This is a genomic window from Pseudoflavonifractor sp. 60, assembly GCF_009911645.1.
Lineage (GTDB): Bacteria > Bacillota > Clostridia > Oscillospirales > Oscillospiraceae > Lawsonibacter.
The window spans coordinates 1-10,003 of record NZ_QWKI01000042.1 but is presented as its reverse complement, the minus strand read 5'-3'; the positions used below and the strand labels follow the sequence as shown (position 1 = coordinate 10,003).

The window sequence follows — 10,003 nt, the reverse complement described above, 5'->3', positions numbered from 1 at the left end:
CCGGCGGCAGGTGGCCGACATCATTCTCTCCCAGGTCCAAGCCACCGCCGAGCGCGTTTCTTTTGAGTGGAAAATCTAATTTCTTGCCCCCAGCGTCTTATTCAATGGTGTGTTTACCATTGTCAAGCGATGCTATCCCGTTCAGATTAAAAAAAGATACTGGGACCACCTTTGACCAATTCAGGTAATAAAAGTAGTAGGGCTTCAAACCGTCGTCTATTTCAACGACCTCACCCAAACCAATGTCATGCTCCGATAGAATCTCGTATGAGCCTCCATGCCTGGTAGCCTCAAAAAAGGCCCTGGCATTCATGGAAAAAGGCATTTCAAGCCGCAATTTGTAGTGGCTTGCCTGAATGGAAATGTACTGATCTTTCTTGGAATCAAACCCCTCCCGGGCCAGGACATCCATGGAACGGCTTTGCTCATCCGCAAAGCCATAAATCCGGCATACCGGGGTGGGCAGCCGCCTGGGGCACCACTTGGGAGCCTTGTATTTGGGGTCGGACGACCGAAATCTCCTGGGCTTTTTCTTCTTGGGAAAACCGCCGCAGTAGCGGGTTTCGCATAGGACGCCCCCTACACGCTGCAAATGCTCACAGCTGGAGCATCCCAACTCTGGGAAAGAATACTTTTTCGGCATTTACGTTCCCTCCTGACTGGCCTGCCTGTCTGATCCAGCACGATGATTCAGCCATTCGCACACGAAATCCTGGTCAGACTCATGGAACAGGGATAAGAACATATCCTGAAAGCAGTTGACGCCGTCCGGGAGCCTCTCTCTGCCGCTGTCCCACATCTGGAATACCCAGTGGTAGATTTTTGTCAGCAGCCTATCACCGGAGTCCTGTGCGTACAGCTCTGTCCCGTAGCACAAACGCTTCCCGCAAATTAAACACCGGTCGATTTTGCACAGGCGGCGGTTTTCCTCCGGCCCCAGGGTACTGTATTCCAGCTCAAACCGCTGAAATTCAAAGTGATTCATCAGGTGGTTGACCCCAACGGCAAAATCTCCCGTTTTCCAGTCAATACACTGGCAAAGGGGCGTTTTCTGATTACATTCCGGCATTACGCAGCCTCCTTATTTTTGTAGTCCCGGCACAGCCGGGCCACTGCTTCACACGCGTCCATTTCCATCATTCCGATATGGGCGTTCTCCTCCGGAACCTGGAGCGACTGCGCCAGCCAGCGGTAGGCGGCGCTCCGGGTCCAGCCCTGCTTTTTCCAAAAGGTGTCAAAAATCTGATGCGTCTCCTGGCGTTTCAGCCGCAGCACCGTGTTGGCGACCCGGCCCATCGGCTTTTCCGTGCCCTTGTAGCAGCCCACATAGGCGTTGCAGGTGGTACACAAATAGATGGTTTCATTTCCCTTGCCATATAGGACCCGGGACTTTGATTTGACGATTTTTCCGCCGCAGTATTGGCAGATTTTCTGAATACGCATAGGTCCTGTTCGACCTCCGTTCTCATGCCGCGTTTTGAGACTGTCCAGCAGCCTGATTTGGAGCGCGCAGAGGTGACTGGATGTATTGCGTCCCCCCGGTGCGGATGGCCAGCAGGCCATTGGCGTCAAAGTCCAGCGTTACATTCCCGCTGACCAGCCTCAAATATTTCAGCAGTATTTTGTAGTTGTAGTAGAAGGTGCGGTCTGGCGCATTGAGTACCAGAGCCTTTACCGGTATGGCAGCCCTTCCCTGTGCGGTTTCCGCACTGACATGGAGCTCGTGTTCTCCAAAGGACAAAGCTACTCGAAACCCTTCCGCTCCCATCACAGAGACGGAAGAAATCGCTGATTCCAGTGCCTCTGCCGCCAGATTGACGGAATACTCACCCTGAAAATTTGTCAAAAGCGCCCCGGTATTGGGGTACTTTCCCTCCATCAGGCGCGCTGAAAACAGCAGAGTACCGTTCCAGAACACAATGCTTTTCCCCGTCAGGCCCATCTCATATACGTCTTTGTCAGAAGAGACGGCGGCCAGCACAGCCAGAGAGCGGGCGGGGATCAGCAGTTCGGACTGCCCCCTGCAATTCTTGTCTCCTCTGGCCTCTACGACACAGAATATTCCTCGTGTCCACCAGAAGTATAAACAGAAAATACCCTCTATCAAATACCGGGATATTTATGTTGGCTTTACCGCACTCACATTTTGTAAGTGGGAGAAAACCCCTCCGAAAAATCAGGCTGAAACGCCATATACCGAAATCGGAAGAGAAATCAACTTTGAACGCACGAAGAAAAGAAAAATCCAAGCGCGTCTTGATGAAATGTACTCGGACAAATCGGCAAGGGCTATCAGCTATGGAAAATGGGGAAAACTCAATAATTTTGAGTTTATTATGAACAGGGCCTATGCGCTCAACCGGGATAAGCTCAAGTGCCGCGTCTGCGGTGGCTGGCTGATTGCAAGCACCCCTTGGGCCCATCGAGTAAATCCATATCTCCCGCTCAATCAGGTCAACCGTGTCAATAATTTGGTATCGCTTCACAAGAAATGTTTTTACGCAGTCAATAACCTTGACCAGGACATTAGCGAGTTTGATGTAAAAGCACAGAAGAAAATTAAAAGTTTACGGGAAAAACTGGTTTTTTCACATACACGCAACAAATAATCCGCATTGATGGAACGCCGTGTGCGGTGAAAGTCGCACGCACGGTGCGAAGCGGGGGAAAATCCGCTCTGACTGCTGTTCTCCTATGAGGGCAGTAAAAGCGGCGGATTACCTATCGCTATAGTATCCAGTTTTTTAGCCCGAAACTGTTTTAATCCGTCCAGCATGTAGTAGGCTTTGAAGCCAATCACCATTTTGGGGGTTTCAGCCAGCTCCAATTTGGAACTGTATTCCCCTTTGATATTTTTTATCGACAGCACGCCGCCGTCCAGGCGGACCGCTTCTCTGTCACGGTTAAAAATAAACTGCTCCAGATACCGAAGACTGTCGGAAAAATCGGTAATATTAACTGTGTGTTCCTCTGTGTGCTCTTTGGGAATCGCGGAGTCAAAGTTGAGACCCTTACCACTTGGCATACAGGTGATAACGCGAACGGAACCGCTGTCAAACACCGCATGGCGTTTGCCCACGGATAACCGGCACTCCTCCCCCTCGAAAGCGGGGAGCAATTTCATTGCCGCAGGCGGAATGAAAAAGGGCTCGTCCACACAGAGGGAGTCATCCCGACTGAGTGCCAGCCGGTAGCCATCTACTGCTCCAATCCGATTGTCAAAAAACTGAACACACTGATCGCAGAGCCTGGACGCATCATTTGACAGGGCGTATTTGATCCGCTCAAACCGTTTGCTCAGGGAGGCGGGGTCCACAGTGTAGACATGTTTAGGTTCCAACGCAGGCATTACGGGAAAGAGTCCAGTAGCGGAGACACGCTGATGAAGTTCTTTGCTCCCACAGCGCAGTGTCAGCGAACCATCCAAATCTTCCTTGGAGGGAAAAGTCTCTGGTGGATCGTTCTCCTGATAGGAAAACTCCATATCCCCGGAAAAATACTTGCAGACGGACAGGAGCTTTCTGCTGTCATTCAAAATGAAGGAACACTGGCCGCCCTGGGCGGGAATAACCACCTGACACCACAGTTCCAAATCAGTACAAGTGAGCGTACAGGTATCGCCGGCAAAGCAGATGTGAGTTTCCTGTAAAAAGGCCAGCCGGCTCTTTTTCGGGGCCGCTTTCAGCACTTTTTCCAGTGCGCGCTGGAACTCTTTCGCGTTGACAACGCTTTTTATTTCTGTCATGCTGTTTATCAACCTTTCCTCTGTTTTTTGTAGGCGCGAATGTTGACCGTCTTGGTGGAAAAGGTGGCCTGCTGCACGGTGCTGCTGCCCATCACCAAAATGTTGTAGATCATCGTCACCACGGCCGTGGCCGCCATGAGATTTGCTACAATGGTCTGGGGGGCGGATACCGAGGCGTCCGCGCAGGACACCTCAGATGGAAACAGGTCGTCTGCCTGGGCCATGTCAGGGTAGAGCTCCCCGACCGGCTTGTAGTAGGTCGTTCCCCTGCAGCGGATTCCGCAGACCACCTGGCCGGTGTACTCCCCGTTGCCGGAGTCGATGTAGACCAAATTCTCCGCGTTCATAAATACCTCATGGCAGAGCTGCCGGGAGCGGTTGTTGTCCACAGCGCCAATCAGAATGACCAGCTCTGTGACCGTTTTACTGCTGTATGCGCTGACCCTCCGAACGTCGGGCTTGATCAGTTCCTCCAGCTTTTCCGCGCTCTCAATGAAGTCCGGGACATAGGAGGTCTCCAGGCCAAAGACGCCGGAGTACCGCTCGGCCACTACCCGGGCCTTGTTCAAGCCTAAATCCGCCTCGGTGAAGTTCTGCCGTACAAGGTTCTTTTCCTCCACGATATCCCCGTCGCAGACAATGAACTTTACCGGGCGCTCCAGGGCGTACAGCAGCCGGTAGAGGTGCGGGGCGATATGGCCCCCGGTCCCGCCGGCGCCAATCATGACGATTTTGACAGGGCGTTCTTTTGAGAAGATCATGCCGCCACCTCACCAAAAGGGAAGGCATTCTCCCCGGCGGGCTGGATACGGTCCAGCCAGTCCAGTGGAAAGCCCCGTTTCGGTATCGGCTCCAGGACCTGTTCCGGAGAAATGGCGCAGAAATGACCGCCGTTGCACACCCGGACAGAGAGCTCCGGGAAATAGCGGTCCAGGCGGCCCATGACCATGTAGACCCGGTTGGCCCGCTCGTCCTGGTCGTCTGTAGAGGAAAACTGTGCGGGCATATCATTGTGGGAGTGTAGGTCGGCATAGTGGAGATACCGCTCGTCGGCCAGCAGGTCATCGCCGTCCAGTACCGTGTCTACAGACATTTTCCCGACACGCTGACGGGGCACATGGAGAAAAAACTCATGCTCCACCCGGTCCCAGTAGATGTGGACCAGGGCCTCCAGCGGGTGGCCGTTCGTCCCGGCATTCATCAGGCGGCGGAACAGTGCGATGGCCTGTTCCAGCAGAGAGTATGGGATGAGGGGGAGGGCCGGCGTAAAGCCGGCCCTGATTTCATCCAGGTAGGTCACTCCGCTGGTGGGAGTGATGAACTCTCCAGCGCCTGTAACCCTCCGCTCATACACATGCCCGTCCCGGGCGGGGATGAAGCAGATGGTCTTGTCGGACGCTCTGGCGTCTGCCATGCGGGGGAAAATGCCCTTGTAGGTCCCTTCGCCCTTCTTCTGCATTTTTACCGTGGGCTTCACAATGCACTTGGGCCGCTTGTCCGTGGCCTTTTTCAACGCGTCCATAAACTCCTTGGAGCTCTCGATCTCACGCTTGAAGTCGCCAATCTTGGTCTTGCGCGGCGTGGCTACGCTCTTGGTGATCTTGCCGTAGGTGACGCTCCAGGAGATACTCTGGGCCTCGTCAAACTCGGGAAAGTCGTCCGCCTTGGCCAGACGCAGCTCATCAAAGGTCTGCTCCGTGTTCTCGATGGGCTCCTGGTTCCCGTTGTAGGAAAAGACAGGGAGCTGGGCGAAAACCGGCGCGGCGGCCTGACGGGCGTTTTTCTGCTCCTGAAGGTCCATGGCGGCCATCAGGGGGTTGGGTTCCTCCTCCGCAGGCTGTGCGGGAGGTGTTTTTGGCTGCTCCTTGGGAACGGGAGGGGCCGGGGGCGCTGCCGGAGTGGATACCGGCTGGGGCGTCGGCTGAGGGGTCGGCTGGCTGGGGATCTGCTGCACGGGCGTGGGGGCAGGCGCAGCGGGGGCAGGCGCAGCCTCCGGTTCGGCGGGCGTCATGCCGTCAAAGGGATTCTCACCGTCGTCGGCGCTGCCCAGGTCGGTAAAGCTGCCGTCTCCAAAGATATCTCCGGCGTCCAGGCCGGTGCTTTCCCCCGGGAAAGTAAACAGGTTGTTGTCACTCATGGTTTATGCTCCTTTCAAATTTTTGTGAGGACGCAAAAAACCGCAGTCCTCTCCCAAAGGAGCTGACTGCGGTTTTTGTACGTTCTCGTGTTGGTATTTAGGATTCTGACAGACCTCCAAGGGGCATAGTACCCCCCGGAGCAAATATCTGACCTGAAAAAATCTTACCTAAATACATCCTCAGAATACCATTTCCTCACGCTTTTGGATAGTTGAAGTTTCTTCTACTATTCAAATCCTTCCCGGCTGACCTGGCAGGAAGCCGGATCAAGTATAATAATCTTGCGGCCCAGCTTTCGGGCGTAACGCACGGTCGCCGCTGTTCCGCCACGCCACTCCCCATTGTAGACCGCCAGCAGGAAGGAGGCGGAGTCAACCAGCCGCCTGTTGCGGTCAAGCATACAGTTTTTGTGATATTCCCGGCTCACATACTCAACAGAATTGGCCTGCTTCAAAATGGCCTGGTACTGTTCCTGCGATGAGACTTTCCATTTGTCTGCCTGGCCCTCGCAAGGCAGAACACAGTGAAGCTCCAGTTCCGGGTGCTCAATTCTCAAGTCAAGAACGGCACGGGACGCCCAGCAGTCGGTTCCTTCGGCCATCCCGCTGAAGAAACGGGTTACACCGTTTTCCATCAGCACAGTGATTTGCTCGGCCAACGCCGTTTTCAGACGAATACACCGGCTGTCAGTTTCGTCATATTTCCACGGGAACTTATGTGGACGGTGTCCCGTAAAAGCGCAGCTTTGATTTCGCATAGTATCCCCTCTGATACATATAATTATATGTATTATACATGAATTACTAGGTTAATTCAATACATAGAATTATATGTATGATACTCTCTTGGACAAAGAGGGGGATCGTTGTGAAAAGCGTTATGGAACTTTTTCGAGAACTGCGTGAAGATCACGACTACACTCAAACAGAGGTAGCGGCAGTCTTGGGTATCTCCCAGCAGCATTATTCCAAATATGAGAGCGGTGAATACGAACTTCCCCTGCGGCATTTTATTACGTTGGCAGAATATTATGAGGTGTCCGCTGACTATCTGATTGGCCGCTGTTCCTACGATGAGAAAAAGCCTCTGGAACTTGTATATGTTACCCGTGACTGCTCCTGCGAAAAAATATTGCGGGACATACTATCTCTGGATGAGCATGGGAGAGCAGCAGTTGTTGAATATGTCGGATTGCAGAAATTAAAGGGGAAAAAGGCCGATTAAAATGCCTGGAAGTGTTCTTTCCTCTAAATGGCTCAGTGACGGCTTCCGTAAAAGTAAAGTGAATGGTACAGTAAAAGTAAAGTGAAAAAGTCAGTGTATGGGGGGTTGAAAGTAAAATCTGGACCTGCTATAATTGCTATCGTAAAGAAGTGCGGGGCCGCCGGAGCGGTCCCGTTTCATTTGGAGCGGCTGTCATAGACAGGCCGCTTTTTTCATACGCTTGACCAAAGGAGAGATGCGCTATGACGGTAATGAGTCTGGAGGAACTGCGGAAACTGGACGTGCGGGATGTAGACCCGGAAACCCTCCCGGATATCAAGGATATCCATATCGACCCCTCGCTGCCCCCAGAGCAGCGGATGGCCAGCGTCCTTCAGCAGATGAACGGGAATCCTTATTTTTTCCGCAGTGCGGGGCTGGTAGTCAAGACCTCCTTCAAAGGCGAGGCCCGGCTTCAGGCGCTCCTGGAGGACTGCCTGGAGCATTTATAATCGGACTGCTGAATCAGCAAAGCCGCCCACGTCAGAAATTCAGGCTGGACAATCTGAACGACTTCTGCTATACTGGCAGTGGATCAAATCAGAACAGCTCTGTAAAAACACTTTCTGACCGGAGCGGCTTTTGCCGTAATACCAGGTTAGGAGGCTAGTTTTTATGGAGTTTTTTTCGTGCCAAAAACCGGAGATTTACCGCTGCTATGCCTATGGGCGGCTGTCCCGGAAGGACCAGAAGACGCGGCGGGACAGCGATGAGAGCAACAGTATCAAGAACCAGCGGGACCTGATCCACGAGTACATCGGCCGGCATCCAGACTTGGAGCTGTGCATGGAGGGGTACGACGACAATTACTCCGGAACCAATTTTGACCGCCCCCATTTCCAGGAGATGATGCGGGCGATAGAGGAAGGGAAAATCGACTGCATTGTGGTCAAGGATGATTGTGTTATTTTAGAACTAAACTCAGAAAGCCCTGAAAACACGGGACTTTGTGATGTTAGTTCTGTTTTTTGACCCAAAACAGAGGATAACAAAAGCGCAGGGCGGCGCAAGGAGGGTAGGACGCCCACTGGTACAATAAAACAAGGCTTCATAGAGCGGGTATCGCTGTCGGAAAAATCCGGCGGTCGGTATCCGCTCTTTTTTTGTGTCCGCAGACTGGTACATAGGCGTGTATCCTGCCCCATCGTAGGGGCTGGGTACACGCCTTTTTTCTTTTTCCCATAAACCCACATTGAGAAAGCGAGGTGAACACAAATGCCAAGAGCAAAGAAAAAAGAGACTGAGGCACCGGCTGGGGCCGTAACGGAGACCGTCCAGCGGATGCCCCTCTCCGAACTGCACCCCTTTGAGGGGCATCCCTTCAAAGTGCTGGACGATGACTCCATGACGGAGACGGTGGAGAGCATCCGGCAGATGGGTGTAGCCAATCCCCTCATCGTGCGCCCGGACCCGGACGGCGGATATGAGATCATCTCCGGCCACCGCCGCCGCCACGCTGCGGAACTGGCGGGGCTGGACACGATCCCCGTCATTGTCCGGGAACTGGACGATGACGCCGCCGTTATCATGATGGTGGACTCCAACCTCCAGCGGGAGAACATCCTGCCCAGCGAGAGAGCCAAAGCCTACAAGATGAAACTGGAGGCTTTGAAGCACCAAGGCCAAAGACACGACCTAACATCTACACAAGTTGTGGAGAAGTTGGCCGCAGAACAGGTTGGTGATGATGCTGGTATAAGCAGGGAGTCCGTTCGGCGATTTGTCCGCCTGACAGAGCTGATCCCCGAAATCCTGGATATGGTGGATGAGAAGAAAATCTCCATGACGCCCGCCGTGGAGCTGTCCTACCTGAAGCCGGAGGAACAGCGGAACTTTCTGGAGGCGATGGACTATGCCCAGGCCGCCCCGTCCCTGTCCCAGGCCCAGCGCATGAAGAAAAAGAGCCAGGAGAGCGGCTGCACCCTGGACGATATGTGCAGCATCATGGACGAGGTGAAGAAGGACGACCTGGGGCAAATCGCGTTCAAGACCAGCGACCTCCAGAAGTTCTTCCCCAAGTCCTACACGCCCAGGCAGATGAGCGATACCATCCTCCGCCTGCTGGAGCAGTGGCAGAGGCGGCGGCAGCGGGACCAGCAGCGGTGACACGCCCCATCTGCGGGCGCATTTATGAAAAAAAGGAGGGCTTAACGCCTATGAACAGTATCCACTTTCACTTCAACGGTGATGTGAACATCAACCTGTCCCTGCCTGACAGCGCGGACAGGCCCGGCTACAAAAAGCTGGTGGACTCCCTGGAGGACTATCTGCACGACGCGGCGGAGGAGGCCGCTGTCACGGAGGCCGAGGCGGACTCCATCGTGATGGTGATGCGCCCGGACAAGACCCCGGAGGTCATGCAGGAGACCCAGTGCTGGGACGAGATTGAGAGCAAAGGCAAGTACGACTGCCTGGAGGTCGTGTCGGACGACGCCCTGGATGTGGCGGGGCTGGCGATCGTCTTTGACGGGCGGCGCGTCCTGAACCTGGGCAGGGAACGGTATCTGCTCGGCCCCGTGATCGTCTACAAGTACGATGAGGACGGGGACGGCGTTTCCCTCTCTGCGGAGGATGTGATCGCCGCCGTGGTCTACTTTGCCGACCATACCGTGACCCTCTACGCCGATGGGAAGGACTTCCCGGCGTTCCACATCTGAAACCAACGGCATCATACCTCCGGCGCCGTTTCCGAAGAAAGGGGGAATGAGATTTGCAGGAGGAAGTAGAGAACAGGACCGTAAACCTGATGATAAGTACCAGCAAACTGACGGGGCGGACGCTGGTGGCGGCATTCCGCAAGTACGCCCAGCACCGGGCGCGGGTGAAGGCCGGCAAAGCGGCGGAGGGCGACCACGGA

General features: G+C 54.2%; 14 protein-coding genes and 1 pseudogene. 7 read left to right on the top strand and 8 right to left on the bottom strand.

What is annotated here, in order from left to right; genetic code table 11:
- Positions 1-97: 97 nt before the first annotated feature.
- From D1646_RS05835 to D1646_RS05820, 4 genes are read right to left on the bottom strand one after another with little or no spacing between them, the layout of a single operon-like run.
- Complete coding sequence (locus D1646_RS05835) at positions 98-643, bottom strand: hypothetical protein (RefSeq protein WP_160635556.1); 546 nt, start codon at positions 641-643, stop codon at positions 98-100.
- Positions 644-1,069: a hypothetical protein gene (locus tag D1646_RS05830; RefSeq protein WP_160635555.1), complete on the bottom strand. Its 426-nt coding sequence runs from the start codon at positions 1,067-1,069 to the stop codon at positions 644-646.
- Positions 1,069-1,443: a zinc-finger-containing protein gene (locus D1646_RS05825; protein ID WP_160635554.1), complete on the bottom strand. Its 375-nt coding sequence runs from the start codon at positions 1,441-1,443 to the stop codon at positions 1,069-1,071. The genes D1646_RS05830 and D1646_RS05825 overlap by 1 nt, the downstream gene beginning before the upstream one ends.
- Positions 1,444-1,465: 22 nt before the next feature.
- Entirely contained in the window at positions 1,466-1,918 is a 453-nt protein-coding gene (locus tag D1646_RS05820) for a hypothetical protein (RefSeq protein WP_160635553.1), read from the bottom strand.
- 37 nt (positions 1,919-1,955) lie between these two features.
- On the opposite strand from D1646_RS05820, the gene D1646_RS05815 reads away from it, so the two are divergent.
- Complete coding sequence (locus D1646_RS05815) at positions 1,956-2,609, top strand: hypothetical protein (RefSeq protein ID WP_201754567.1); 654 nt, start codon at positions 1,956-1,958, stop codon at positions 2,607-2,609.
- 83 nt (positions 2,610-2,692) lie between these two features.
- Here D1646_RS05815 and D1646_RS05810 read toward each other — a convergent pair whose 3' ends face one another.
- The 4 genes from D1646_RS05810 to D1646_RS05795 form a co-directional block, all read right to left on the bottom strand.
- Complete coding sequence (locus tag D1646_RS05810; RefSeq protein ID WP_160635552.1) at positions 2,693-3,745, bottom strand: DNA polymerase III subunit beta; 1,053 nt, start codon at positions 3,743-3,745, stop codon at positions 2,693-2,695.
- Between the two features lie 8 nt (positions 3,746-3,753).
- Complete coding sequence (locus tag D1646_RS05805) at positions 3,754-4,506, bottom strand: ThiF family adenylyltransferase (protein ID WP_160635551.1); 753 nt, start codon at positions 4,504-4,506, stop codon at positions 3,754-3,756.
- Complete coding sequence (locus D1646_RS05800) at positions 4,503-5,882, bottom strand: Mov34/MPN/PAD-1 family protein (protein ID WP_160635550.1); 1,380 nt, start codon at positions 5,880-5,882, stop codon at positions 4,503-4,505. The genes D1646_RS05805 and D1646_RS05800 overlap by 4 nt, the downstream gene beginning before the upstream one ends.
- A 227-nt stretch (positions 5,883-6,109) precedes the next feature.
- On the bottom strand, positions 6,110-6,640 hold the full coding sequence (locus D1646_RS05795) for an SLOG family protein (protein WP_160635549.1): 531 nt from the start codon (positions 6,638-6,640) through the stop codon (positions 6,110-6,112).
- 110 nt (positions 6,641-6,750) lie between these two features.
- On the opposite strand from D1646_RS05795, the gene D1646_RS23890 reads away from it, so the two are divergent.
- From D1646_RS23890 to D1646_RS23090, 6 genes and pseudogenes are all read left to right on the top strand, one after another.
- Positions 6,751-7,107, top strand: a complete 357-nt coding sequence (locus D1646_RS23890; RefSeq protein ID WP_347565139.1) for a helix-turn-helix transcriptional regulator — start codon at positions 6,751-6,753, stop codon at positions 7,105-7,107.
- A gap of 242 nt (positions 7,108-7,349) precedes the next feature.
- Positions 7,350-7,598 (top strand): DUF6870 family protein, encoded by a 249-nt coding sequence (locus D1646_RS05785; protein WP_160635548.1) that lies wholly within the window; start codon positions 7,350-7,352, stop codon positions 7,596-7,598.
- Positions 7,599-7,761: 163 nt separating this feature from the next.
- Complete coding sequence (locus tag D1646_RS05780) at positions 7,762-8,118, top strand: recombinase family protein (RefSeq protein ID WP_160635547.1); 357 nt, start codon at positions 7,762-7,764, stop codon at positions 8,116-8,118.
- A 243-nt stretch (positions 8,119-8,361) separates the two neighbouring features.
- Positions 8,362-9,252: a ParB/RepB/Spo0J family partition protein gene (locus D1646_RS05775; protein ID WP_243154043.1), complete on the top strand. Its 891-nt coding sequence runs from the start codon at positions 8,362-8,364 to the stop codon at positions 9,250-9,252.
- 50 nt (positions 9,253-9,302) lie between these two features.
- Positions 9,303-9,803 (top strand): hypothetical protein, encoded by a 501-nt coding sequence (locus D1646_RS05770; protein ID WP_160635546.1) that lies wholly within the window; start codon positions 9,303-9,305, stop codon positions 9,801-9,803.
- Between the two features lie 53 nt (positions 9,804-9,856).
- Positions 9,857-10,003 (top strand): annotated as a pseudogene (locus tag D1646_RS23090) (PcfB family protein); the annotation flags it as partial.

Bases quoted from the DNA above. Each gene is read 5' to 3' on its own strand.
- D1646_RS05770 (WP_160635546.1), top strand. From the start codon at position 9,303: ATGAACAGTATCCACTTTCACTTCAACGGTGATGTGAACATCAACCTG.
- D1646_RS05805 (WP_160635551.1), bottom strand. From the start codon at position 4,506: ATGATCTTCTCAAAAGAACGCCCTGTCAAAATCGTCATGATTGGCGCC.
- D1646_RS05800 (WP_160635550.1), bottom strand. From the start codon at position 5,882: ATGAGTGACAACAACCTGTTTACTTTCCCGGGGGAAAGCACCGGCCTG.
- D1646_RS05775 (WP_243154043.1), top strand. From the start codon at position 8,362: ATGCCAAGAGCAAAGAAAAAAGAGACTGAGGCACCGGCTGGGGCCGTA.
- D1646_RS05810 (WP_160635552.1), bottom strand. From the start codon at position 3,745: ATGACAGAAATAAAAAGCGTTGTCAACGCGAAAGAGTTCCAGCGCGCA.
- D1646_RS05785 (WP_160635548.1), top strand. From the start codon at position 7,350: ATGACGGTAATGAGTCTGGAGGAACTGCGGAAACTGGACGTGCGGGAT.
- D1646_RS05830 (WP_160635555.1), bottom strand. From the start codon at position 1,069: ATGCCGGAATGTAATCAGAAAACGCCCCTTTGCCAGTGTATTGACTGG.
- D1646_RS05780 (WP_160635547.1), top strand. From the start codon at position 7,762: ATGGAGTTTTTTTCGTGCCAAAAACCGGAGATTTACCGCTGCTATGCC.
- D1646_RS05835 (WP_160635556.1), bottom strand. From the start codon at position 643: ATGCCGAAAAAGTATTCTTTCCCAGAGTTGGGATGCTCCAGCTGTGAG.
- D1646_RS05825 (WP_160635554.1), bottom strand. From the start codon at position 1,443: ATGCGTATTCAGAAAATCTGCCAATACTGCGGCGGAAAAATCGTCAAA.
- D1646_RS05795 (WP_160635549.1), bottom strand. From the start codon at position 6,640: ATGCGAAATCAAAGCTGCGCTTTTACGGGACACCGTCCACATAAGTTC.